Source organism: Microbacterium sp. X-17 (genome assembly GCF_039615055.1).
This window is the reverse complement of record NZ_JBDHNI010000001.1, coordinates 218,082-242,822: the sequence shown is the minus strand read 5'-3', so window position 1 is coordinate 242,822 and position 24,741 is coordinate 218,082. Positions and strand designations below refer to the sequence as shown.

Annotated in this window: 21 protein-coding genes; 10 read left to right on the top strand and 11 right to left on the bottom strand. The window is 71.4% G+C overall.

Going from position 1 to position 24,741, the window contains the following annotated elements; translation table 11 throughout:
• Positions 1-46: 46 nt before the first annotated feature.
• The 3 genes from ABCS02_RS01125 to ABCS02_RS01115 are packed head-to-tail and all read right to left on the bottom strand — an operon-like array spanning position 47 to position 2,990.
• Positions 47-721 carry a glycosyltransferase gene (locus ABCS02_RS01125; RefSeq protein WP_345833771.1) on the bottom strand — a complete coding sequence of 225 codons (675 nt, stop codon included), beginning with the start codon at positions 719-721 and terminating at the stop codon, positions 47-49.
• Positions 718-1,983, bottom strand: a complete 1,266-nt coding sequence (locus tag ABCS02_RS01120; RefSeq protein ID WP_345833770.1) for a bifunctional PIG-L family deacetylase/class I SAM-dependent methyltransferase — start codon at positions 1,981-1,983, stop codon at positions 718-720. The genes ABCS02_RS01125 and ABCS02_RS01120 overlap by 4 nt, the downstream gene beginning before the upstream one ends.
• On the bottom strand, positions 1,977-2,990 hold the full coding sequence (locus tag ABCS02_RS01115; protein WP_345833769.1) for an acyl-CoA dehydrogenase family protein: 1,014 nt from the start codon (positions 2,988-2,990) through the stop codon (positions 1,977-1,979). Before ABCS02_RS01115 ends, ABCS02_RS01120 begins: the two co-directional genes overlap by 7 nt.
• 226 nt (positions 2,991-3,216) lie before the next feature.
• On the opposite strand from ABCS02_RS01115, the gene ABCS02_RS01110 reads away from it, so the two are divergent.
• A complete protein-coding gene (locus ABCS02_RS01110; RefSeq protein ID WP_345833768.1) occupies positions 3,217-4,356 on the top strand; it encodes a glutathione-independent formaldehyde dehydrogenase in 1,140 nt (379 codons plus the stop codon).
• Positions 4,357-4,368: 12 nt separating this feature from the next.
• Positions 4,369-5,265: a glucose 1-dehydrogenase gene (locus ABCS02_RS01105; RefSeq protein ID WP_345833767.1), complete on the top strand. Its 897-nt coding sequence runs from the start codon at positions 4,369-4,371 to the stop codon at positions 5,263-5,265.
• 54 nt (positions 5,266-5,319) lie between these two features.
• On the opposite strand, the gene ABCS02_RS01100 is transcribed toward ABCS02_RS01105, so the two are convergent.
• The gene (locus tag ABCS02_RS01100; protein WP_345833766.1) at positions 5,320-5,901 is read right to left on the bottom strand and encodes a DNA starvation/stationary phase protection protein; all 582 of its coding nucleotides are present in this window, start codon (positions 5,899-5,901) and stop codon (positions 5,320-5,322) included.
• Positions 5,902-6,009: 108 nt separating this feature from the next.
• Positions 6,010-6,882: an alpha/beta hydrolase gene (locus ABCS02_RS01095; protein WP_345833765.1), complete on the bottom strand. Its 873-nt coding sequence runs from the start codon at positions 6,880-6,882 to the stop codon at positions 6,010-6,012.
• 87 nt (positions 6,883-6,969) lie between these two features.
• On the opposite strand from ABCS02_RS01095, the gene ABCS02_RS01090 reads away from it, so the two are divergent.
• Positions 6,970-7,632, top strand: a complete 663-nt coding sequence (locus tag ABCS02_RS01090) for a DUF1345 domain-containing protein (protein ID WP_345833764.1) — start codon at positions 6,970-6,972, stop codon at positions 7,630-7,632.
• Here ABCS02_RS01090 and ABCS02_RS01085 read toward each other — a convergent pair.
• The 3 genes from ABCS02_RS01085 to ABCS02_RS01075 all read right to left on the bottom strand — a co-directional run bounded on the left by ABCS02_RS01085 (position 7,604) and on the right by ABCS02_RS01075 (position 9,039).
• Positions 7,604-8,317, bottom strand: coding sequence for an NAD(P)H-binding protein (locus tag ABCS02_RS01085; protein ID WP_345833763.1), 714 nt, complete (start codon positions 8,315-8,317; stop codon positions 7,604-7,606). The two genes, ABCS02_RS01090 and ABCS02_RS01085, sit on opposite strands and share 29 nt — an antisense overlap.
• 11 nt (positions 8,318-8,328) lie before the next feature.
• Positions 8,329-8,637, bottom strand: a complete 309-nt coding sequence (locus ABCS02_RS01080) for a hypothetical protein (RefSeq protein WP_345833762.1) — start codon at positions 8,635-8,637, stop codon at positions 8,329-8,331.
• A gap of 81 nt (positions 8,638-8,718) precedes the next feature.
• Positions 8,719-9,039, bottom strand: a complete 321-nt coding sequence (locus tag ABCS02_RS01075) for a hypothetical protein (protein ID WP_345833761.1) — start codon at positions 9,037-9,039, stop codon at positions 8,719-8,721.
• Positions 9,040-9,540: 501 nt separating this feature from the next.
• Between ABCS02_RS01075 and ABCS02_RS01070 the strand changes: the two genes are divergently transcribed.
• From ABCS02_RS01070 to ABCS02_RS01040, 7 genes are all read left to right on the top strand, one after another.
• Positions 9,541-10,524 (top strand): AraC family transcriptional regulator, encoded by a 984-nt coding sequence (locus ABCS02_RS01070; protein WP_345833760.1) that lies wholly within the window; start codon positions 9,541-9,543, stop codon positions 10,522-10,524.
• Positions 10,525-10,631: 107 nt separating this feature from the next.
• On the top strand, positions 10,632-10,979 hold the full coding sequence (locus ABCS02_RS01065) for a hypothetical protein (RefSeq protein ID WP_345833759.1): 348 nt from the start codon (positions 10,632-10,634) through the stop codon (positions 10,977-10,979).
• Positions 10,980-11,007: 28 nt separating this feature from the next.
• Positions 11,008-11,472 (top strand): hypothetical protein, encoded by a 465-nt coding sequence (locus ABCS02_RS01060; protein ID WP_345833758.1) that lies wholly within the window; start codon positions 11,008-11,010, stop codon positions 11,470-11,472.
• Complete coding sequence (locus ABCS02_RS01055; protein ID WP_345833757.1) at positions 11,469-12,110, top strand: gluconate 2-dehydrogenase subunit 3 family protein; 642 nt, start codon at positions 11,469-11,471, stop codon at positions 12,108-12,110. The genes ABCS02_RS01060 and ABCS02_RS01055 overlap by 4 nt, the downstream gene beginning before the upstream one ends.
• Positions 12,107-13,735: a GMC family oxidoreductase gene (locus ABCS02_RS01050; protein WP_345833756.1), complete on the top strand. Its 1,629-nt coding sequence runs from the start codon at positions 12,107-12,109 to the stop codon at positions 13,733-13,735. The genes ABCS02_RS01055 and ABCS02_RS01050 overlap by 4 nt, the downstream gene beginning before the upstream one ends.
• 13 nt (positions 13,736-13,748) lie before the next feature.
• Positions 13,749-15,587 (top strand): thiamine pyrophosphate-requiring protein, encoded by a 1,839-nt coding sequence (locus ABCS02_RS01045; RefSeq protein WP_345833755.1) that lies wholly within the window; start codon positions 13,749-13,751, stop codon positions 15,585-15,587.
• Positions 15,577-16,701 (top strand): enolase C-terminal domain-like protein, encoded by a 1,125-nt coding sequence (locus ABCS02_RS01040; protein WP_345833754.1) that lies wholly within the window; start codon positions 15,577-15,579, stop codon positions 16,699-16,701. The genes ABCS02_RS01045 and ABCS02_RS01040 overlap by 11 nt, the downstream gene beginning before the upstream one ends.
• Before the next feature lie 8 nt (positions 16,702-16,709).
• Here the strand turns inward: ABCS02_RS01040 and ABCS02_RS01035 are convergent, their stop codons facing one another.
• Genes ABCS02_RS01035 through sulP form a run of 3 tightly spaced genes read right to left on the bottom strand, consistent with a single transcriptional unit; the run spans position 16,710 to position 24,729 of the window.
• The gene (locus tag ABCS02_RS01035; protein WP_345833753.1) at positions 16,710-21,146 is read right to left on the bottom strand and encodes a hypothetical protein; all 4,437 of its coding nucleotides are present in this window, start codon (positions 21,144-21,146) and stop codon (positions 16,710-16,712) included.
• A gap of 8 nt (positions 21,147-21,154) precedes the next feature.
• Complete coding sequence (locus ABCS02_RS01030; protein ID WP_345833752.1) at positions 21,155-22,981, bottom strand: hypothetical protein; 1,827 nt, start codon at positions 22,979-22,981, stop codon at positions 21,155-21,157.
• 38 nt (positions 22,982-23,019) lie between these two features.
• The gene (gene sulP / locus ABCS02_RS01025) at positions 23,020-24,729 is read right to left on the bottom strand and encodes a sulfate permease (RefSeq protein ID WP_345833751.1); all 1,710 of its coding nucleotides are present in this window, start codon (positions 24,727-24,729) and stop codon (positions 23,020-23,022) included.
• Positions 24,730-24,741 lie beyond the last annotated feature (12 nt).

The following is a 24,741-nucleotide window of genomic DNA, read 5'->3' as shown; positions in this document are numbered from 1 at the left end:
CGCAACCCGAATCACCCGCGCGGGGCCCGGGGTTTCTCGCTCCCGGTCAGATCGTGAGGTCGCGCAGGTAGGCCGCGTACCCCTCGGGAGCACGCCCGGTGAGGCGGCTCGACGTCGTCACCGGGTGGCGCTCGCTCTCGGCGATCGGGTAGCGGGCCGCGCGCAGCCGGGCGACGAGGTCCACGTCCTCCCCGACGAACAGCGGCAGGAATCCGCCCACCCGCGTGTAGGCGTCCGCCCGCACGCCGAGGTTCGCGCCGTGCACGTGACCGAGGGTGGCGCCGGGTGGATGGCTCCGCTGCCACGCACGCTGCCTGGCCTCGTCGAGCTCGTCCAGTCGCGGAACGACGGCGCCGACGTACGCGGCCGAGGTCGCCGCCTCGCTCAGGTGCTCGTCCAGCCAGCGCTGCGGGACCACGCTGTCGGCGTCGGTGAACGCGATCCAGGTGCGATCCTCCGGGATCGGCGACGCGCCCAGCCCGGCGACGACGGCGTCGTGGCGGCTCCGGCCGACGTTCTCGTGGTCGCGCTCGATCACGATGACGTCCGGGAACCCGCGCGCGACGTCGGCTGAACCGTCCGTGCACGCGTCCAGCACGAGCACGACGGTGGAGCGGACCGGGACCGTCGCCCGTGCCGCCTCGATGGACTCCAGGCACGAGCCCAGCGTCGACTCCTCGTTGCGCGCGGGGACGACGACGAGCACGCCGTCGACCGTCATCCGAAGACCTCCAGGAGGAAGTCCTCGTCCTGGTGCTGCACCAGCACACGGAGTCCGGCGCGGTTCGCGAAGGCGGCATGGGCGTCCCAGCCGGACTGGGCGAAGTCGTCGGCGTGGCCCGTCCAGTGGCAGAGCACGACGTGGCCGCCCTCCGCGAGCGACCCGAGGATGCGATCGACGGTGGTCGCCCACTGATCCGCCGCGAGGTAGTAGGCGACCTCGGAGACCACGATGAGGTCGAACGGGCCGTCGGGCCACTCGTCGGGCACGCGCATCCTCTGGACGTCGACGTTCGGGTGGGCGGCAGTCCGCTCGGTGGCCAACGCCACCGCCGTCGGCGCGGTGTCGACGCTGAGCAGCGCCTCGCACCGCTCCGCGAGAAGCGCGGACATCTCGCCGTTGGAGCAGCCGATCTCGAAGCCGCGCGCGTACCGCTCCGTCGGCAGGACCGCGCACGTGATCGCGCGCTTGCGCCGCTCGTACCACCGCGTGCGCACGGACCACGGGTCGGCGCTCACCCGGTGCAGTGCCTCGAAATGGTCGCCCGCGACGCTCGCCTCCGGTTCGAAGAGGATCTCCCTGCCCTCGACGGCCCGGTCGACGAAGTCGTCCGTGAGCACACCGTCGGGGTTCTCCGCGGTGTGCATCTGGCTGGCGAACATCGAGAGCGCCACGCGTTTCCGAGCGCGGGCGCACGCGGTCAGCTCCACCTCGCTCACCCGGTCCCGCGGGAGGTCGTCCGGGGATCCCCACTGCCACAGCCAGATCGGGTAGAGCAGCAGGGCGTCGCCGTGCACCGCGCACGCCGAGGCGACCTCGCGGCCGAGGGTGCGATGGTCGCCGTGGCGGTCTCCCGGCCAGGGCGCCAGCACGAGCAGGCCCTCGCGGCGGCGAGCGGCCAGGGCCAGCTCCACCGCATCGCGGACGAGATCCGCCTCGTGCTTCAGGCCGCCGTCCGTCAGGCCGAGGACGGTCAGGTCGATGGTCGACCCGAGCCGGGACAGCGCGGACGTCAGTTCCGTGACACGTTCTTCGCGCTCGCTGGTGGCGACGACGACCGAGATGTCGATGCCGAGCTCGGCGGCCATGGCGAGCAGGCCGCCGACACCGAGCGTCTCGTCGTCGGGATGCGCGGAGAAGACGATGATCCTGCTGAAGCCGGCGAGCCAGTCGCGGGTCCGGTGCGGCACGCCCTCCCAGATCGACGGGTCCTCCCAGGCGTCGAACGGCGTCGTTGCGACGAGCGGGTCGAAGGTCACCACGCGAGGAGCCCTCCCGCCAAGTGGCCCGCGAGCGACGCGTCGTCGCGGCCGCGATGGTACTGCGAGACGTAGAGCTCCAGGTCGGCGCAGCGTCGGGCCAGTCCCTCATCGAACGCGAGGGCGGCCGGTCCGAGGACCTCGCGGGCGGCGTCGAGCGTGGCCGCGACCGCGTCGGCGACCGTGCCGCGGACGGCGTGGGCGAGGACGGCCGGATCCGGGACCTCGTGCGCGTCGATCCGGGCGGCTGCGTCGTCCAGCGCCAGCCGGCCGGCGTCGAGGCGGCGGTAGAGCTCGCCGGCCCGTGCGGCGAGGATCGCGTCGTCAGGGCGCTTCCTGGCGCGCGCGATGAGGGCGTCCACGATCGGGAGGCAGCCGCCCCACCAACAGGCGGCGACACCGATCGCGCCCCACCGGAAACCGGGGCGGTCCAGATACCAGCCGTCGCCGCCGACGGGGCGCGCGGGCGAATGGTCGAACGCGACCGGACCGCTCACCACCTCGGCGAGGCCGCGCGCGACCCACTGCGCCGCTTCGGCCGTCACACCGGGAGCCCCCATCGAGACCGCGAACATCCGTCGGCCGCCTTCGGGCGTGGAGGCGGTGACGAGCGCGCTGGTGAGGCTGCCGGCGAGCGAGCACCACGGCTTGCGACCCCGCAGCACCCAGCGGTCCTGCTCCCGGCAGGCCAGCAGCGCGTCGCCGGGAGCCTCCGCGGCGAACACGCCCCAGGTCGTGCCCTGCTCGGGCTCGGGAGCGTCGGCCTCGGCGAGGATCGCCACGGCGTCCAGGTGCGGTTCGATCACGCGCGCTGCCGTCACGTCGACCGCCGCGACCCTGGCGAGTCCGCGGAAGCGTTCGGCCGTGCGCCCCGAACCGGGTAGCGGCAGCAGGGAGCCCGGGGGCGTCGTGCGCAGCGCCTCCAGCAGGGGTGCGACGCTGCCACCGCAGCGCGCCGCGGCGTCGAGGTATGCGTTGATCCCGGTGATCGTGGCCGGCGCGGTCATCATGCGAGGTCGGTCCGGCTCGTGTCCATGAAACGCACTCTGAGCCGCAATCCGACGTGATCAAGCCCCTTGCGCTGCGCCCGCGAGCGTGTGTCCCTCCCTCGCGGTCTCGGGACGGTCGGCGCGCACGGTACGCGCCCTCCCCTGAGCAGACAACCGGCTTCATCCGTGGGGTTCGCCGCGTAGCGTCCGCCTCGACCGACTACGAACGAAAACACTGGAGGAACGCATGAAGGCCGTCGTCTACAAAGGACCCCGCGATGTGGCAGTGGAGGAGGTCGAGGACGCACGGATCGAGCAGCCGCTCGACGCCGTCATCCGCATCACCACCGCGAACATCTGCGGCTCCGACCTGCACCCGTACGAGGGCAGGGCCGACATGGAGCCCGGCATGGTGTTCGGGCACGAGAACATGGGCATCGTGGAGGAGGTCGGACCGGGAGTGGACCGCGTCAAGGTCGGCGACCGGGTCTCCGTGCCGTTCAACCTCGCCTGCGGCACCTGCCGCAACTGCAACCTCGGCTACACGTCCGCCTGCCTGCGGGCGAACCCGTCGGGCAACCCGGGAGCGGGCTACGGCTACCCGAAGATGGGCCCGTATCGCGGCGGCCAGGCGGAGTTCCTGCGCGTGCCGTGGGCGGACTTCAACCTGCTGGAGCTGCCGGCGGGCGACCAGTGGGAGAGCGACTTCACCATGCTCTCCGACATCTTCCCGACCGGCTACCACGGGGTGGAGCTGTCCGGCTTCCGAACCGGCGAGTCGGTCGCGATCTTCGGCGGCGGCCCGGTCGGGCTGATGGCCGCGCACAGCGCCATGCTGCGCGGGGCTTCGCAGGTCTTCGTGGTCGACAAGGAGGACGACCGCCTGGCGCTCGCCCAGACCTTCGGCGCGACCCCGGTCTCCCTCGCCGACGGCGACCCGGTCGAGGCCATCCTGGACGCGACCGACGGCTTCGGCGTCGACCGCGGCGTGGAGGCCGTCGGCTACCAGGCCCACGACTCGTCCGGCCACGAGCATCCCGAGCTCGCTCTCGACAACCTCGTGAGCGTGGTGCGGGCGACCGGCGGGATCGGCATCGTCGGCGTGTACGTCCCGGAGGACCCGGGCGCGGCCGACGCCGGCTCGAAGGAGGGGCGCGTGCCGTGGAGCTTCGGCGCCGCCTGGGAGAAGGGCATCGCGTTCGGCACCGGCCAGTGCCCGGTCAAGCGGTACAACCGCGAGCTGCGCGACCTGATCATCCACGGCAAGGCCACGCCGAGCGCGATCGTGTCCCACGAACTGCCGCTGACCGAGGCGCCCGACGCGTTCGCGCACTTCGACGCGCGCGACGACGGCTGGACCAAGGTCGTCCTGCACCCGGCGGCCTGAGAGGAGCCCGCGATGCCTCAGAGCCAGTACGAGTTCGACAACCCCGTCGACCGCTACCCGCACATCCACCCGCCGGAGACCCAGGTGCCCGAACCGGGGACGGACAGCGAGCTCGACCCGCCGGCGGACCACGGCGAGAGCAGCTACGTGGGCCACGGCCGCCTCGCCGGACGCAAGGCGATCGTCACCGGCGGCGACTCCGGGATCGGCGCGGCCGTGGCCATCGCCTTCGCGCGGGAGGGAGCGGATGTCGCGATCGTCTACCGGCCGGAGGAGGAGGTGGACGCGCAAGCCGTCGCCGAACAGATCCGCGGCGCGAGCCAGACGGCGCTCATGCTCCCGGGCGACCTGACCGAGCGGGCCTTCTGCGACGAGGTCGTGAAGCGGACCGTCGACGAGTTCGGCGGCCTCGACATCCTGGTCAACAACGCCGGCAAGCAGCTGTTCTGCACCGACCTCGCCGACCTCCCGGACGAGCAGTTCGACGAGACGATGAAGACGAACGTCTACGCGATGTTCTGGCTGACCAAGTCGGCGCTGCCGCACCTGCCGGCCGGGGCGACGATCATCAACACCACCTCGGTGCAGGCCTACCTGCCGAGCGAGCTGCTGGTGGACTACGCCACGACGAAGGCGGCGATCAACACCTTCACCAAGGCGCTGGGCCAGCAGCTCGCGCCGAAGGGCATCCGGGTGAACGCGGTCGCGCCGGGGCCGGTGTGGACGCCGCTCCAGGTCAGCGCGGGGCAGCCTCCCGAGAAGCTGCCCGACTTCGGGTCGAAGACGCCGCTCGGCCGGCCGGGGCAGCCGGCCGAGCTGGCGCCGGCTTACGTGTTCCTCGCGTCGCCGGAGTCGAGCTACGTGGTGGGCGAGACCCTCACCGTGACTGGTGGGATGCCGACGCCGTAAGCGGACACGGCTGCGGGCGCGCTCCGGACAGGAGCGCGCCCGCGGCCGGTCCCGCTACTTGACGGCGGGGCGCCGGTTCTCGGCGCTGACCATCCAGGCCAGCTGCTCCAGCCGGTCGATGATCGCGTGCAGCAGATCGGCGGAGGTCGGGTCCTCCTCGTCCACCTCGTCGTGCACCGAGCGCATCGTCCGCACGACGGTCTCCAGCCTGTCCGTGATCAGGTCGACGGCGTCGGAGGTGTCGACCTCGCCGTTCGGGAACTGCGCCAGCGTCGTCGTCTCCGCGACCGTGCGCGATCGGCCGTCCGTCGTCGCGTGCAGCGCGCGCAACCGCTCCCCCACTGCATCGCTGAACTCGCGCGCGGCCTCCACGATCTCGTCCAGTTGCAGGTGCAGGTCGCGGAAATTGCGGCCGACGATGTTCCAGTGCGCCTGCTTGCCCTGCAGGGACAGCTCGATCAGGTCGACCTGGACCTGCTGGAGGTCGCCCGCGAGAGTCGCCGAGGCGACGAATCCGTTCTCGGCGTTCTCGCGCCGGGTCGCGTGCTCGCCGGGCGCCGCGCCTTTCGCGCGCGTGGTCCGGGGCGCGGCCGCCGCCTTCGTCGCCGTGTTCGAGGTCTTGGATGTCGTAGCCACTGTTGGCCCTCCTTCAGTCCGTGTTCAGCGCGAACCTAGGCTCGGCTCCGCCGTGCGGCCAGCGGGTTGACCTTGCGCCGAATCGTGGTGCGGGTCACCGGCCTCCCGTCATCCGGTCGCGGTCCGGGTGAAGAACGCGGCGAGCGCGGTCGACAGCTCCTCGGGAGTCTCCTCGGCCATGTGGTGGCCGGACGCGATCGGGCCGCCCGACACCGTGTCGGCCCAGTCGCGCCAGATCTCCAGCGGGTCGCCGAACAGCTCCTCCAGGTCGTCCCGGGCGGACCACAGGACCAGCAGCGGCCGGGTGATCCGCCGGCCGGCTGCGCGATCGGCGGTCTCCGCGGCTGCGTCCACGCCGATACCTGCGCGGTAGTCCTCCAGCATGGCCCGCACGACACGCGGGTCCTGGACCGCTCGCCGGCGCTCGGCGAAGTTCTCCGGGCCCATCAGCTCCGGGTCGCCGCCGTACCAGGCCTCCGGGTCGGCCATGATCACCCGCTCGGGAGTCTCCGGCTGCGCGAAGAAGAACCAGTGATACCAGGCGACCGCGAACTCCGGCGTGATCCGCTCCAAGTGCTCCACGATCGGAATGCAGTCCAGCAGCGCGACGGCGCCGACGGACTCCGGGTGGTCCATCGCCAGCCGGAAGGCGACGTAGCTGCCGCGATCGTGGCCGGCCAGGAGGAAGCGCTCGTGCCCGAGCGAGCGCATCAGCTCCCGTACGTCATCGGCCATCGCGCGCTTCGAGGCCTGGGAGTGGTCCGGGCGCGGCTCCGGCGCGGACGACCGGCCGTAGCCGCGCAGGTCGGGCACGACCACCCGGAAACCGTGGTCCGCGAGAAGGGGCGCGACGCGATGCCAGGTCGACCCGGTCCGCGGGTGCCCGTGCAGCAGCACGACCGCCGGGCCACGGCCTCCGTGCCGGACGTGGACCCGCACCTCGCCGACGTCGACGTCCTCCTCCACGAATCCTTCGAACACGCTGCGCACGGTGCGCTCCGGCCGACGTTGATGAAGACCTGCTCAGGGACCTGGGAAGCGCGCCCTCGCGGTGGGAGCGTCTATGCCATGAACGCAGAGAAACAGGTGTCGCGGCACGTCTCCGGCATTCGCACCGCCACCATGATCGCCGCCGGCGTCGTCGCAGCGGCGGTGACGGGACTGTTCGGCCAGTGGGCGTATGCGGCAGCGGTGGGCTGGGCCGTCGCATGCGCGGTGTACCTCGTCTGGGTCTGGATCACCATCTCCCGGATGGGCGGCTCCGAGACCGGGCGGCACGCGGCGGCCGAAGACCCGTCGCGGACGACGAGCGATGCCCTTCTGCTTATCGCCTCGATCGCCAGCCTCGCGGCACTGGCGCTGCTGCTGGGGCAGACGAAGAACGCTCCGCCGCCGGGGAAGGACCTGATCGCTGCGCTCGGCCTGGCGTGCGTGGCCCTGTCGTGGTTCTTCATCCACACCCTGTACACGCTTCGCTACGCGGTTCTGTACTACAACGAACCGGCGGGCAGCGGGAGGCACGGGATCGACTTCAACGAGGATGTTCCACCGCGGTATCTCGACTTCGCCTACCTGTCGTTCACGGTCGGGATGACCTTCCAGGTCTCCGACACCGACATCTCCAGCCAGCGGATCCGCGCCGCGATCCTGCGCCACATGCTGCTGTCCTACCTGTTCGGGGCGGTCATCATCGCGTCGTCGGTCAACCTGATCGCGAGCCTCGCGTCCTGATCCCGTCCTCCCAGATGGTTCGTGCGATGCTCGGCCGGCCGCCGATCGACCGGACGTAGAGCGTGCGCGCGATGTGCTCGGCGCCGACCGCTTCCTCCAGCATGATCGCGGCGAGGTCCTGCCGTGAGACGAACCGGCCCGTCATCGGCTGAAGCGACACCTCGGTGGGGCCGGCGGCCTCCCGGTCGAACAGCGCCGGCGGTCGCACGATCGTCCAGTCGAGTCCGCTCGCGCGGATGATCCCCTCCATGCGGAGCATGTCCTCGTACATCGTGCGGCCGAGGCGATGGACGATCGGTCCGATGACGTAACGGCCGATGAGGCGGTCGACCGGTCCGGCGGCAGGGAAGCCGTCCGGATCCACGGCCGAGGAGCTCACCACGACCAGACGCCGTACGCCCGCCTCCGACATCGCGTCCACGATGCACCGCCCGCTTCGCGAGTACAGGGTGATCGGAGCGCGACTGTATGGCACCCCGAGGGCGGAGAGCACCGCGTCCGCCCCGTCGATCGCGGCGCGCACGTCAGCGGGGACGGTCGCGTCGCCCCTGCGGACCGTCAAGCGCTCGTGCGTGCGACCGAGCTGCTCCGGGTGCCGGGTGACGGCCGTCACGGCGTGGCCCGCCGCCAGAGCGTGTTCGACGGCGGCCGCACCCGTTCCGCCGTTGGCGCCGAAGACCGTCACTCGCACCGCGTTCAGTCCTCGGGGACGAGCGTGTAGACGGCGGCGTCGCCGTCCTTCGCGTATCGGGCGGCGACGATCTTGAAGCCCGGGTTCTGCTCTGCGATCACCGGCAGCCACGGGTCCGCGCCGCCCTTGCGCAGCCGGTGCTCGACCTCCGCCGGCAGCCGGGGGATCGTCCTCGTGTCCTTCGGCGCTTCGATCACCTGGAGCACCGGCTGCCGGTGGAACCGGGGACGCGCGCCGACTGCGCGCCGTTCCGCCGGTGCGTACGGGCGACTCACGCGTGAAAGGCGGCCGGCTGCGTTCTCGATGGTGGTCATGGTCCCTCTCTCCGGTTGGTGGACCCCTCCACACGTACCACGCCTCACGGCGCGCTTCGACAGGTGTTCGACGACTCGACCTCAGCGGTGACGGAGCTCCCGTCGGAGCTGCAGGTGCGCTCCAGGGGCGGGGGCCAGGTCTTCGAGGCCCAGCTCGATCAAGGTGAGGCGCGCACGCAGGATGACCGAGCGTGGAAGCTCCGCGAGCCGTGCGAGGCGCGCGTGGGGCAGCGTCGAGACTCCGGTGTCCGACGCCTGTGACGCCTCGACGTGGGCGACCGTGAGCACGGTCTCACGGTCGAGGGCCTTCGCGGCCAGGAGCGGGATCGCGTCAGGGTGCCGGAGCGCACGATCGACCGCGGTGATCCACTCCTCACGCCCCTCGAAGCGGTTGCCTTCCACCGCCCTACCGCCTGGCGAGGCCGATCAGACGGGCGAGTCCACCACGGATCCGCGGCGTGGGCTGCGGTTTCGCGGGCTCGCCCGCTCGGCTCCCGGTCGGCGCTTTCCCGAGATCCACGAAGCCGACGGACTGGCACCGTGTGCACGTCCACAGCTGGGTGTGGACCGACAGGCCGATACCGTAGTAGGGGTTGCTGACCACTCGTGCGCGGGCGCCGCAGCGCGGGCAGGTGCGCCTCCGCGACGGGGACTCCGAGGCGGTCATCGAGGGCCGGCCGCGCTGTGCCGTGGTGGGTGCATACATTTCCGCCTCTTGTCCAGCAGGATGCGGCGGCCCTCCCCACCCGAAGGGGAGGACCACCGTTCGCCGCCGACGGGGGCGCGGCTCGGCGACCCATCCACGCTATGCACGTCGGGGGGCCTTCGATATCCGCTCAGCGCGAGGTGCTGTCCGAAGTGCGCGGCCATCCGTCATTTAGTTAGTGCACATACAATCTCGGCATGCGACCGCAACACGACGAGATGTTCAGGAGCCGCCGCATCGCCTCGGGACGCGACGTCGAGCTGGCCCGTCGCGCGCTCACCGACGTCTACCTCCCAGTGGACTTCCCCCACGCACGATCGACGACCGCCGTCGACCTGACCCTCAACGCCGTGAACGTCGGCCGGATCGTGTGCGGCTTCATGCGGTTCGGGGACGCTGTGCGCCTCGACACCGCCGAGGCGGAGAACTACCACGTGAACATCCCGACCAGCGGCGCCGCGACGATGTGCGCGGCCCTCGGCACGCCGGTGTACGGGACCCCCCGGACGGCCGGCGTCTTCATGCCGGGGAGACCGGTCGGGTTCGACTTCAGCGAGCGCTTCTCCCAGATCGCGCTGATGTTCCCCCGCGACGGGCTGCAGCTCGAACTGGAGGACCTGCTCGGCGGACGCCCCGCTCGCCCACTCGAATTCGAAACCGAGCTGAGCCTCACCGGAGCGGGCGGGCAGTCGATCCTGCACGCCCTCCGGATGATCGACGCCGCCGCGGCGCAGGTGGACGGTCCGCTCGGTCACCCGCTGGCCGCGCAGCGGCTGGAGCAGATGCTGATCCAGGCCCTGCTGTTCGCGCAGCCGCACAATCACACGGCTCTGCTCTCCCGCCCATCGCCCGCTGCGGGCCGCCGTCCGGTGTCGAGAGCGGTGGAACTCCTGCGCAGCGACCCCGGACGCCCGTGGACGGTCGCCGAGCTGGCGGCGGAGGTCTCGATGAGCGTCCGCAGCCTCCAGGAAGGGTTCCGCCGCTCGCTCGACACGACACCGATGGCCTATCTGCGCGGGCTCAGGCTGGAGAGAGCGCATGACGAACTGTCCGCCGCGGAGCCCGGCACGGTCAGTGTGACCGAGGTCGCCACCCGGTGGGGATTCGTGCATCTCGGCCGCTTCGCGGCGGCGTACAGCAGTGCGTACGGCGAGCCGCCGTCGGCGACCCTGCGGAGCTAGACGCCGATCCTCCGCGCCTCCTGGGGAATCCGGTCAACCCCTTGCGTTCGTGCACGAGCGGGCATTCCATCCGGTGTGAGGCGTCGGGACGACAGGGAGGCACGACCATGACCGTCAAGCTCAACCGGAAGGCGCTCGACCACGCCCGCTCGCTCGTCGGTAAGGGCACCGTGGTCCGCGACGAGCGGGACGACTGGAGCGAGGACGCGCCGAGCGCGGACGACGAGAACGCGTTCATCGAGAAGCACGGCTGGGAGCAGTACGCGCTCTGGCACCTCGGGGAGGACGCCGAGAAGAGCGAGGAGACGAAGGGACGCTACAGCTTCCCGTACGGCGACTTCGCCAAGGTCCATCGTTGCGCGGTCATCTCGCTGGAGAGCCGCGCGGCGCAGAACGACCACGACGACATCGCGCGCGCCTCCAAGAAGCTGCTCGAACAGATCGACGGCGAGTGAGGCCGGCGTGGGACGACGGAACACCCGGATGAGACGAGCCGCGCGACGGCCGGCCCGCAGCGCCGCCGTCGGGATCGACCGCCTAGTGCGGAACGTGGAGACGGGCCGGTTCGAGCGCTCGCTCTCCGCCCTGACGGCCGCGGGCGCCGTGGTGACCGCCGCGGAGATCTACTTCGAGCACGACAAGGCGAGCTTCGGCAACCGGTGGATGTGGGCTCCCGTGATCCTCGGTCCGATCGGAGCGGTCGCCGGGGTGGCGGGGTTCTTCAGCAGGACGGCCGCGAAGACGGCGCTCCCGCTCGCCGCGGCGACGATCGTGGCGAACGGTCTGCAAGGCGTCTGGCTGCACGCCCGCGGCATCGGGCAGAAGCCCGGCGGCTGGCGGAACCTCCGCTACAACCTGGAGATGGGGCCTCCCCTGCTCGCTCCGCTGCTGGTCACCCTGGTCGGCGGGATGGGCCTGCTGGCCGCCGTCCTGAGGCGGGAGAAGTGACCGCACGCGAGGTGAGCGACGACGTCCCCCAGCGCTTCCCCGGCTTCCACGTGCTCGACCAGGCGACGCACTGGGACGAGGAGACGCGCTCGGTCGTGCGCTCCCGCGTCGGCCGTCCGCCGGACATCCGGTTCTTCGACGCGGTGGAGGAGGCGGCGGCGACCGCGCTGTTCGACCGCCTGCTCGATCAGCATCCCGAGGACCGCCGGGTTCCGGTGACCGCGATGGTGGACGCCCGGCTGGCCGCGAAGGAGACCGACGGCTGGCACTACGACTCCATGGCCGACGACTGGGAGGTGTGGCGGACGAGCCTCGCCGCCCTCGACGCCGAGGCTCACGCTGTGCATGGCTGTGCCTTCGCGGTGTGCGACGAGGAGCAGCAGCTCGGCCTGCTCTCCGGCATCAAGGACGGCGAGGGCGAGTGGCGCGGCTTCCACCGGGCGCGCATCTGGAGCCTCTGGACGCGCTACGCCTGCACTGCCTTCTACAGTCATCCGGCCGCCTGGGACGAGATCGGTTTCGCCGGGCCCGCGTATCCGCGCGGCTACAAGAACCTCGGGCTCGACAGCCGAGAGCCGTTCGAGGTCGCCGACACGCAGCCCGACGACATGCCGCGCACCGGGACGGCCGGCTCATGAGCACGGTCCGCGAGCGCAACGACTCCGCGTGGCTGCTCACTCCCGACGGCTCCCGCGAGGAACCCCGGCTGCGGCACGGGATGCGCCGCTTCGCCGACAGCGACGAGGTGGACATCGCCATCGTCGGCTGCGGCGCCGGCGGCTCCGTGATGCTGCAGCGCCTGGCACGCGCCGGCTGGGACGCGGTCGCCTTCGACGCCGGGCCGTTCTGGGACCCTGCGCGCGACTGGGTGAGCGACGAGGCCGGCTCGCACCACCTCTACTGGACGGAGCCGCGGCAGATCGGCGGCGACGACCCGGTGCCGCTCGGCTCCAACAACTCGGGCCGCGGGGTCGGTGGGTCGATGGTGCACTACGCCGGCTACGTGCCACGCTTCCACCCGAGCGACTTCCACACCTACAGCGCCGACGGCGTCGGGGCGGACTGGCCGCTGGAGTACCCCGACCTGGCCCCGTTCTACGACGACATCGAGAACGAGCTCCCGGTCGCCGGCGAGGACTGGCCGTGGGGCGACCCGCATCGCTACCCGCACCGGCCGCATCCGGTGTCGGGCAACGGGGAGACCTTCCTGCGCGGTGCGTACGCGGCGGGCATCCAGGCGAAGGTCGGGCCGGTGGCCATCTCGAACGGACGGTTCGGGCACAGGCCGCACTGCATCTACCGCGGGTTCTGCCTGCAGGGCTGCAAAGTGAACGCCAAGGCCTCGCCGCTCATCACCCACATCCCGGACGCGCTCGCGCACGGCGCCGAAGTGCGCGCCGACAGCATGGTGACCTCCATCGAGGTCGACCAGTTCACCGGGCGGGCGACCGGCGTCCACTACGTGAAGGACGGCGTCCCGCGCTTCCAGAAGGCCCGGATGGTCGCGGTCGCCGGGTACTCGATCGAGACGCCGCGGCTGCTGCTCAACTCGGCGTCGGCGCGCTTCCCCGACGGCCTGTGCAACGACTTCGACCTGGTCGGCCGCTACCTCATGGTGCAGGGCGCGCCGCAGACCGCAGGCCGGTTCGAACAGGAGATCCGGATGTGGAAGGCGCCGCCTCCCGAGGTCAGCACGGAGGAGTTCTACGAGACCGACCCGGCCAAGCCGTACAAGCGCGGGTACTCCATCCAGACCGTCTCACCGCTGCCGATCACCTGGGCGGAGCACGTCATGGCGCAGGGCCACTGGGGCGCCGACCTGCGCCGCTACATGACCGACTACGTGCACTGGGCGTGCCTCGGCGCGCTCTGCGAGTTCCTGCCGCGGGCTGAGAACCGCGTCACGCTGGCCGACGAGAAGGACCGCTACGGCCGCCCGGTCGCGCACTTCGCCTACTCGCAGGGCGACAACGACCGGGCATTGGCGAAAGCCGCGCAGGCCACCATGGAGCACATCCTGGAGGCCGCGGGAGCTCAGGAGACCATGACCGTGCAGCGCTACGCCCACCTGGTCGGCGGCGCGCGCATGGGCGCGGACGAGACGCGCGGGGTCGTCGACGCCGACTGCCGGACGTTCGCCGTGCCCAATCTGCTCATCACGGACGGGAGCGTGCTGCCCACGCAGGGCAGCGCGAATCCCGCCCTCACCATCATGGCGGTGGCCGCGCGCGCGGCGGACCGCCTTATCCATCGCAACGACTGAAGGAGAGAGACCCATGGCGACGACAGTCAGCGAGTTCGTGATCGGACGACTGCGGGAGTGGGGCGTGCGGCGTGTGTTCGCGTTCCCCGGAGACGGCATCGGCGAGTTCGACGGGATGCTCGGCAAGGCCGAGCGTGCCGGGGAGGGCGTGGAGTACATCCGTCCCACCCACGAGGAGATCTGCGCCCTGATGGCGACGGCGCACGCCAAGTTCACCGGCGAGGTCGGCGTCTGCATCGCCACCTCCAGCCCGGGTGGCTTCCACCTGATGAACGGCCTGTACGACGCGAAGATGGACAACCAGCCCGTGGTCGCGATCGTCGGCCAGCAAGGACTCAACTCCTTCGGCACCTTCAACCAGCAGGAGAGCAAGCTGGAGCAGACGTTCTCCGACGTCGCGGAGTACGTGCAGACGATCGTGTCGCCGGAGCAGGCGCAGGCCGTGATCGACACCGCGTTCCGGACGGCGATCACCCGCAAGCAGCCGTGCGTGGTCATCCTGCCGCATGACGTGCAGGGGATGGAGATGGCCGCTCCCGGCGCGGAGATGTGGGTGTCGCGGTCGAGCGCGGTGCCGCCGTCGACCGCCATCGCGCCGCCGGCCGAGCAGCTCCGGGCGGCCGCCGACATCATCAACGCGGGCGAGCGGGTGACGTTCCTGGTCGGGCACGGCGCGGTCGGCGCGACCGAGGAGGTCCTCGCCGCCGCCCGGCTGACCGGCGCCGGACTGATGACGACGCTACGCGGAAAGCAGGTCGTGCCGGGCGACATCCCGTTCCACACCCAGCAGCTCGGCCTCCTGGGCTCGCGGCCGAGCTACGACCAGATGCAGGACTGCGACACCCTCGTCCTGCTCGGCACCAACTACCCGTACGGGCAGTTCTTGCCGAAGACCGGGCAGGCCAAGGCGGTGCAGATCGACCTCCGGCCCGAGCAGCTCGGGCTGCGCTACCCCACCGATGTGAGCATCTGGGGCGACGTGAAGACGACGCTGGCCGGGCTCCTCCCGCTGCTGACGCAGAAGGACGACCTGTCGTGGCAGGAGAAGGCGGCCTCCGGGATGCGGGAGTGGGACGCCGAGCTCGCCGCGCAGGCCGAGCAGCACTACGACGACGGCGTGAACCCGCGCCGGGTGTACCACGAGCTCAACAAGCGCCTCCCGGCCGGCGCGATCGTCACCGCCGACGCCGGCACCACCGCCGACTGGTACGGCCAGCACATCCGGCTGCGCGACGGGATGCGCGGCGACCTGTCCGGACGCCTGGCGACCATGCTCGCGGCCATGCCGTACGCGGAGGCGGCGAAGTTCGCCTACCCGGACCGCACGGTCGTCTGCACGATCGGCGACGGCGCGTTCCAGATGCTCGGGATGAACGAGCTGATCACGATCAAGAAGTACCTCTCGCGGTGGTCGAACCCGAACTTCGTCGTGCTGGTGCTGCACAACGACGACCTGACCCAGGTGTCATGGGAGATGCGCACGGAGGACGCCAACCCGGTCTGGTCGACCTCCCAGGACGTCGAGTCGGTGGACTACGCGGGCTGGGCGCAGCTGCTGGGCTTCCAGGGCATCACCGTCACCTCGGACGACCAGATCGAGGCCGCCTGGGATGCCGCCCTCGCCCATCCCGGCGTGACGCTCATCGACGCGCACACCAGCAAGAACGTGCCGCCGCTGCCGCCGCACATCACGCTGGAGTTCGCGAAGAACACCGGCCTCGCGCTGCTGAAGGGCGACCCGGACGGGCTCGCAGCGATCAAGGACTCGGCGACCTCGCTCCTCACGGAGGGTGTGGCGCGGGTCAAGGGCGCGCTGCACCGCGACAACGACAGCGACGGCGATGCCCGCTAGCGTACGGTCGCTCCACGCCGACGCGTACACGGTGCCGACGGCGACCGAGGACCGCGAACGGCCCGAGAGAGACGGGACGATCCGCTGGGACAGCACCGGCATCCTGGTGGTGACGGTGGAGGCGGGCGGCGCCACCGGGCTCGGCTACGCGTACACGGCGCCCGCGAGCTGCCGGATCGTCCAGGACGTGCTCTGGGCGGTCATCGACGGCGCCGACCCGTTCGACACCGAGCGCCTGTACTGGGAGATGGCCGCGGCCACCCGCAACATCGGCTGGCCCGGGGTGAGCGCCGGCGCCATCGCCGCGGTGGACATCGCGCTCCACGACCTGAAGGCCCGTCTGAGCGGCATGTCGTTGACGCAGCTGGTGGGTGGCGCGCACGAGGGCGTCGCGGCGTACGGGAGCGGAGGATTCACCGACTACACCGACGACGAGCTGGCGACCCAGCTGGGCTCGTGGACCTCCCGCGGCTTCCGCGCGGTGAAGATGAAGGTCGGCTCCCACCCGGACGACGACCTCCGTCGCGTGGCGCTGGCCCGCGAGGCGATCGGGTCGGAGGTCGAGCTCTTCGTCGACGCCAACGGAGCCTACGAACGCAAGCAGGCCCTCCGGCTGGCCGAGTCGTTCACGGAGCAGGGCGTGACGTGGTTCGAGGAGCCGGTGTCCAGCCAGGACCGGCACGGGCTCCGGTTGCTGCGCGACCGGATGCCGGCGCCGATCCGCGTCGCAGCGGGCGAGTACGGGTACACGCCCGCGGACTTCCGCGACCTGCTCGCCGACGGGTGCGTCGACGTCCTCCAGGCCGACGCCACCCGCTGCGGCATCACGGGCTTCGGGATCGCGGCCTCGCTGGCGACGGCCCACGGCGTGCCGCTCTCCGCGCACACGGCCCCCGCACTGCACGCCTCCGTCGCGGCCGCGCACCGGCCGGCGATCAACGTCGAGTACTTCCACGACCACGCCCGCATCGAGGAGCAATTCTTCGACGGGCTGCCCGCGGTGCGCGACGGCCGGCTCGTCCCGGACCGCTCCGCGCCCGGCCACGGGCTGACGCTGCGCGCACCGGACATCGAGGCGCACCGCGTGCAGAGCTTCGCGGCGCAGTCGGAGTAGCCGGCCCGTCAGCGATCGTCGGAAGGACGTCCACGCCGCCGGCGGACTCCGAGAACCACCACCCCGGCGGCGCTCAGCGCGAGTGCGATCGCCAACGGGCCCAGGACGTCGCTGCCCGTGGAGGCGATCGCCCCCGCACCCGACTCCGGCGGAGAGGGGGCCGGCGGCGGCCCCGCGACGATGTCGACCTGCGCACCGGCCGTGTTGTTCGCCGTCACGGTGTCGGGCTCGCTCGGGGTGGCGCTGAAGGTGAACGGGAGGACGTCGCCCGGGGAGCCGGTCGCCGTCCCGACGATCTGGTAGACCACCTGCTGTCCCGGAGCGAGCGTGCCGACGGCGAACGTCAGCCCGCCCACGCTGGTGAACCCGGGAGGAGCGACCAGCGTGGCGACGACGCCGGTCGCCTGGCTCGGCCCGTTGTTGCGCACGGTCGCGGTGAGCTGGACCTGACCGCCGGACACGGTGGTCTGCGTCGGCGGCGAGAGCGTGACGGCGATGTCGACCGAGGCCGTCGCGTTGCCGCAGGCCGTCGCCTGGTTGTCCGAGACGTCCGGGTCGAGCGAGCCGGAGCCGACGAGGGCCGTGTTGCAGAGGTCCGCTCCGGCCGTGTCGGCGTTGACACCGAAGGTGACCAGGACGGAGGCGGACGCGCCGACCGCGAGCGTCCCGAGCGGGCACCGCACGATGGTGGCCGTGTCTCCCGCGGGGAGGTCGTTCGTCGTCGGCGGCGGGCAGTCGGCTCCGCCCTCGATCGTCGCCGACACATACGTCATCCCGGCCGGGACGTTGTCGGACGCGACGACGTTGTCGGCGATCGACGGGCCGGCGTTGTGCACCGTCAGCCTCCAGGTCGCGGGCTGCCCGGCGACCAGCGGGTTCGGTTCGACCAGCGTCTTCGTGATGCTCGTGTCGGAGACGCGCTGGACGAGCACTGTCTGCGAGGTCGTGTTGTCGGCGAGCGTCGTCTCCGGGGTGTCGTTGCGGACGACCGCGGTGGTCGTGTACGCCCCGGCGGGTGTGTCACCGGGGATGTGCATCACGACCACGTCGGTGGCCGACGAGCCAGGCGGGGAGATCGCGAACTGCGGGAGGACCGTGCAGGTGAGCACGTACTGAAAGTTCTGCCACGGCACGCTCGCAGGGTCGGCTGGCGGCGCCTGGTTCCAGGAGCAGCTGCTCTGCGGGACGTCGAAGCTCACCGGGACGAAGCCGGGCGGGAAGGTCGTCTCGCCGTTGACGTTGACGGCCGTCGACGGGCCGTTGTTGACGAGGTACCCGGTGTAGGTGACCTCCTGCCCGGCGGCCGGCGTGTTGGTGCTGACCGACGAGGAGATGGCCACGTTGGTGAGCCGCTGCACCGCGACCGTCGCCGTCGCCGTGTTGTTCGTGAGGTCGACGTCGTCGGCCAGGGAGCCGACGACCGCCGTGTTGGTGGCGTCGCCGGCGGCGAGGCCGGGGTCGGTGTCCGTGACGATGTGGATGGACACGGTCTGCCCGGCGCCGACCACGCCGACCCGGCAGGCGATCACGTCGGCGGCAGCCGGCAGCCGCGGCTGCACCAGGTTCTCATCGAAGTCGGCGCCGACGAGCGGCGGTGCGCAGTCCGACTGTGCGGTGTCCAGCGTGAAGCCGGCGGGGAGCCGATCGGTCACGACGGCGTGGGCGACCCCCGAGGGACCGGCGTTGACGACCGTCAGCGTGTAGCCGATCGAGCCTCCGGCGTTCACGGTGGCCGCGTCGGGCGTCTTGAAGAGCTTGAGGTCCGCCACGGTGACGATGTCGACCTTCGCTGTCCCGCTGACCGAGGTCTGGCCGCCGGTCAGCGGTGTCGAGGTCGTCGCCGTCGCGGTGTTCGGCACCTGCTCGGCGAACTGGTCGCCGCCGTTGATCGTCGCGGCGTCGTCCGAGAGGACTCCGTTGATCGTGACGATGACCGCGGGAGGGGCCATCGTCCCCTGCCATCCGGGGACCGTGCCGAGCTCGCACTCCACGGCGCTCACCACTCCGACGCCGATCCGGATCTCCGGCGTGATCGTGCACAGCCCGCTCCCGGTGGAGGAGACGGCCGTCGCCGTGAAGCCCGGCGGAAGCACATCGCTGAGGATCGTGTTCTCGGCGTCGGAGAACCCGGTCGACGGCACGCTCACGGCGAGCTGGTAGCTGAAGGTGCTGCCGGCCACGAAGGACGGGTGCGGCAGCGTCGGATCGGCGGGGCTCGGCGCTTCGCTCGGGTTCGGGATGGTGCCGAGCGGCGTCTTCGTCACCGTCAGGGCCGTCACCGCAGGCCCGACCACGATCGGCCGGACGAGCTGGTTGTTGGCGAGGGTGGTCTCCGGGGTCGTCGTCGCGACCTGGACGGTGTCCGGATACGATCCGGGCGCAGCGCTCGGGGAGACCTGGATGTCGTAGTCGATGGTCACGCTCTGACCGGGCGGCAGGCTGGAGCCGAACGCGCCGTTCTCGATCGTGCAGGAGGCCTCCCGGCCGGTGTTGACGCAGTTCGACGGCTGGGTCCCGGTGTTCGTGACGAAGGCGTCGACGGTGCGGGTGGCGAGGTAGGTGACGTCCGTCGCGGTCGACGGGCCGTTGTTGGTCAGCACGACGTGGACGTGCCGCAGGGTGCCGGGCCCGGTCGCGGCGGGGTCGACGGGATCGACCGTGAAGTCGGTCACGGCGACGTCGGCGAGCGGCTGGACGACGCTGGTGGCGGTCGAGGTGTTGTTCGAGGGGTTGTTGTCCGGGTTGGTGACGGGGTCGCCGCTCTGGACCGTGGCCGTGTTCGTCAGGCTCGATCCCGCAGCGAGGCCCGGATCGAGCGAGACGAGGACCTGGACGGTGACCGACTGACCCGCGTCGAGGTTCGGCGAGACGGCGCCGGCTCCGGTGAGCTGGCAGCGCAACTCCTGGCCCGCCGTGGTGCAGCCGACGCCCTGGCCCTGGCCCGCGGTCACGCTCGCGCTGACGAAGGTCGCACCCGCCGGGAGCGTGTCGAGGATCACCGGGGCGATCGCAGCCAGGTTCTCGGCGACGTTCGCCGGGTCGTTGTTGTTCGTGATGACGAAGGTGTACGGCACAGGCGGGACGGGTGCGCCCGCCGGGACGCCGGTCCCGGCGCCGGGGGTCACCGTGGCCGGCGCGCTCTTCGCGAGGGAGAGGTCGACGAACGGGAGCCCGCTGAGCGTCCAGCTCGCGGTGTTGTCGCCGGGGTCGGTGTCGCCCGCCGCGCTGATGGTCACCGTCTCCACCACATCCGGACCCCCGGCGAGCACCTGCTGCGCCGTCATGCTCACCGTGATCACCGCGGTGCCGCCGGGCAGGATCGGGCCGGGGACGATGCAGCTGAACCCGGTCGCCGTCGTGGTCGCCGCGCATCCTGCGATCGAGTCGAGCGTGAGCTGGGGCGGCAGCGCGTCGTCGACGGCGATGTCGGTCGCGGCCGACGGCCCGGCGTTGCTGATCGTGATGGTGTAGATCACGGGCCGCGGCGCCTGACCGGGCAGGGTCGTGCGGTTCGCGGTCTTGGCGACCGAGAGGTCGTAGGAGGCGGTGACCGTCGTGGAGGCGGTCGACGTGTTGTTGGACGCGTCGGGGTCGGGCGTCGAGCCGTCCGCCGTGGCGGTGTTCGCCAGTGTGCCGGTGGTCAGCGCCGACACGGTGCCGGTCAGCGTGATCGTCGCTCCGGCCCCGGCCTGCAGGGAGCCGTCGTCGGCGACTCCGGCGGAGAGGAGCGTGCCGAGGTCGCAACTCAGGCTCGACGCGGTCACGGTGCAGGTGCCGCGGGTCGTGGAGGCCGAGGTCAGGGTGACGCCGGCCGGCGCGGTGTCCGCGACCGTGACCGCCGCCGCGTCGGACGGACCCCAATTGGTGGCGTTCAGCGTCCAGGTGATGGTCTGGCCTGCGACGACCTGCGCCGGCGCCGTCTTCGCCATCCGGACGTCGGCCGCCGGCGCGCTCGTGGTGACCGTCGCGTGGACGGTGTTGTTCGAGGTCACCGGGTCCGGCGTGCTGGAGGCGACGGTGGCGGTGTTGCCGACGACGGTCCCCTGGGCGAGCCCGGTGGCCAGCACGGTGTCGAGCGGGATCGTGACGGTGGCCCCGGCCGCCAGCGTGGGGATCGTGCAGCGTGCGGAGCCGCTGAGCTGCACGACGCAGCTCGTCCCGCCCTCCGCGCCGGTGATCGTCGCCTGCGTCGGGTCGTCGAGGACGTCGTCGACGGTGACGTTCTGCGCGTCGGACGGTCCCTGGTTCGTGACCGACAGCGTCCAGACCACCCGCGTGCCCGGCACGGCCGGCGACGGGCTGGGCGACTTCGTGATGGCGAGGTCGGCCTGGCGCGCGAGCGAGACCGTGTCGCCCGACACGTTGTTCCCCGGGACGGGGTCGAAGGAGGTCGTGCTCACCGAGGCGACATTGCTGAGGCTCGTCGCCGTCGACGCCGAGTCCACCGTTCCGGTCAGGGTGATCGCAGGACCGTCCCGTTCGGGAGGTCGCCGAGCGAGCAGGTGACGGTCACGCCCGCGGTGGCACACGACCCCTGCGGGGTGGTCGCCGTGACCCCGTTCCAGCCGGCGGGGATCGGATCGGTCACCGTGACCGCGGCAGCGGTGTTCGGGCCGTTGTTGCGGACCGTCAGCGTCGCCGTCACGGTCGAGCCGGCGAGGGCGGGATCCGGCGACAGCGTCTTCGTGATCCCGACGTCGGCCTGCTGGAGGACGGCGATGCTCGCGACGTTGGAGGTGTAGGTCGCCGCCGTGCCGGTGGTCTCGGTGCGGTAGTCGAGGGTGGCGAGGTTCGTCACCGTCGTGCCTCCCGCCGCGCCGTCGAGGGTGACCTGGAAGGTGTACGACTGCCGGGAGGTGCCGTCGTCGGTGCATCCCGTGCCCGAGCACGCCATCCTCCCGCCGGTGGTCGCGTTCGCGCCGGCGCCGAGGCGCACCGTGACCGTGCGCCCGGCCAGCTCGCCGCGGTCGTCGCCCGGGGAGTCCGTGAGCGGTGTCGTCGCGCCCGTGACCGGGTTCACCAGGGCCAGCGACCCCGGCACATACGTGGTGTTCGCCGGGAGGGTGTCGTGCGAGACCGCGCCGAGGGCCGCATCCTGGCCGGTGTTGGCGTAGTTGACCGTGTACTGGAGCGTGTCGCCCGGGCGCGCGGGATTGTTGCCGTCGACGTCCACGACGGATTTGGCCGATGCGGTGAAGTCGGGCGCGTACAGGTTGATGGCGAGCCCGACGACGCCCGGATAGTAGACGTCGCCGTTGGACGAGAAGGTGAAGGTCGCACTCGTGGCGCTGTTCGGGATCGCACCGGAGGCCCCGAGGTTCTTGATGTCGTACCCGAGCATGTTCTGATACGCGGGGGTCCGGGTGGTGACGGACGAGCCGTTGAGGTCGTTGGTGGAGTTGAAGAAGTTGGAGCCGGGCGAGAGCGGCGTCGCGAGCTGGGTGCTGTTGAGCAGCGTGTAGTCGCCGGTCAGCGACAGGTCGCCCTCGTACGCCACCATCGTGAGCTGGGCGTCCACCGTCCCCGACTTCGGCGCGAGGAACCCGGACACCGTCACGGACTGCGGATTGCCCTGCCCGACCACGTTGAACCCGTCGAACACCGTCAGGTTGCGCAGCGGCAGTCCCGGCGCGGAGTAGACGACCGTCAGCGCCCACCCGGCGTACCGGTCCTGACCCGTCGCCGCGGTGACGTTCGCCCCCCAGTACACGCCGTTGCCCGTCGACCGCACGATCGACGTCACGTCCGCGAAGCGCTGGTAGGCGTTGTAACTCGAGCTGTTCGGGCCGAACTGGTCACGTGCCGACGTGGAGGCCGTCACCGTGCGGTAGGCGGCGTCGCCGGGGGCGCGGAACGACATCGTGCCGATGTTCGCCGCATTTCCCGCGCTCCCGTTCGTACCGGCATCGAGGCGCGCACCCCAGTAGAGCCCCGCCCACAGCACGCTCGCCCCGGCCGGCAGCGCGAGTTGCGAGGACGAGGAGTTGACTGTGCCCGCGACGTTGTCCGCATCGAGGTTGACCATGCTGAAGTTGTTGTTGTCCTGCGCGGCCCCGTTCTGCGCGCTGGTGCACGCACTCGACGCGGGACAGGTGAGCAGTCCGTTGCCGATCGAGATCATCGCCCCGTTGGCGTTGACCGAGAACTTCGACGTGAACGGGACCGTGGCGGCGGCCTGCGCCGGCCCGTCGGGGAGCACGGCGACCACCGCGAGGGCGGTGGTCGCGAGCACGATGGCGCACAGCGAAGCAACCCATCGCCGGCGGGATCCGTGTCGCATGTCTCCCCCTTGTACGGGGGCATGCTAGGCCTGGGGGGCTAGTGGCGGGAACCACCGGCGTCGTTGCGCTCCGCTTCCACCGCCCGATGGATGTTGCCGTGGATGTGGTCCGCCCCGATGAGCTCGATCACCCCTTCGCGCTCGAGCACGGCGCGGGGACCCGGCTTCAGCCGGGTGAGGCGGAGGCGGACGCCCGCGTCCGCGGCGAGGGTCACGACGTCCGCCAGCGTCGCGGCGCCCTGGGCGTCGATGAAGTTGATCCCGCCGCAGTCGAGGACGATCCCGGTCAGCTCCGGGTTGGCCTGGATGACGCTGCGCAGGTGGTCCTCCAGCGCGTCCGCCGTCGCGAAGAACAGGCCGCCGTCGAACCGCACCACCGCGACGTCGGGCAGGACCTCGTCGCCCGGGTTCGTGTCCACCTCGCGGAAGACCTGGGTGCCCCGTTCGCGGCCGAGCGTCGGCATCTCCGGCTGGGTCGCCACGGCCACCAGCCACACCAGGGAGAGCCCGATGCCGATGATCACCCCGGCGAGCACGCCGAAGACCAGGGTCGCGAGGAGTGCGACGACGGCGATCCAGAAGTCCACCTTCTTCACTCGGAACAGCCGCCGCATCTCGGGGACGTCCATCATGCCGCTGACGACGGCCTCGATGATCAGCGCTCCGAGGACCGCCTTGGGGAGGATGGAGAACAGCGGCGCGAGGACGAGGAGCGTCAGCAGCACCGTGACGCCGGAGGTGAGCGAGGCCAGGCCGGTCCTCGCCCCCGAGCGGTCGTTCAGCGAGCTCGCCGACAGGCTCGTCGAGACCGGCATCCCCTGGAACAGGCCGGCGCCGATGTTCGCCGCGGACTGGGCGACCGACTCCTGGTTGATGTCGATCTGATAGCGATGCCTGGCCGCGAACGTGCGCGCGTCGCCGGCGGTCTGGGAGAAGCCGATCATGACCAGCGCCACGGCGGCGAGGGCGACCGTGCCCGCGTGGTCCCACAGCTGCTGACCGTTCGGGAGCTGCGGCACGGGCAGGCCGCGCGGCACATCCCCCACCAACGCAACGCCCTTGGCTCCGAGGCCGAGCAGCGCCGAGGCCAGCAGCCCGCCCACGACGAGCACCAGGGCGCCGGGAACCCGCGGAGCGACGGCGCGGAGTCCGAAGACGACGACGAGGGAGACGATCCCGACGAGCACGGTCGTCCCGTGCGCGTCGTTCAGCGTCCCGAACCACGACCACAGCTCCTGGATCGGGTTGGCGCCGCTGGTCTCGGTCCCGGTGAGCTTCGGGAGCTCCCCGATCACGACGTCGATCGCCGCGCCGAAGAGGAAGCCGGTGACCACGGCCCGGGAGAGGAACTGGGCGATCCAGCCCATCCGGAAGACGGCGAGCAGGAGGAACAGGATGCCGGACGCGAGCGTGATGCCGGCGACGAACGAGGCGACGTCCTGCTCGCCGGTGATGTCCGCCGCGAGCACGGCGCTGGCGGCCACCGCCGCGAGACCGGAGCTCGGTCCCATCGAGATCTGCCGGCTCGTCCCGAAGACCGCGTAGAGGATCGCGCCGGCCGCGGCCGCGTAGAGGCCGTTCTGCAAGGGGATGCCGGCGATGCCTGCGTACCCCAGATTCTTGGGGACGATGAGGGCGGCGACGGTGACCCCGGCGATCACGTCGCCGCGCAGCCACGCGCGTCGATAGGAGCGGAGCTGGCCGACGATCGGGACCAGGTCCCGGCGCTGTCCGCGTGTCCTGGGCATGCGCTCGTCTTA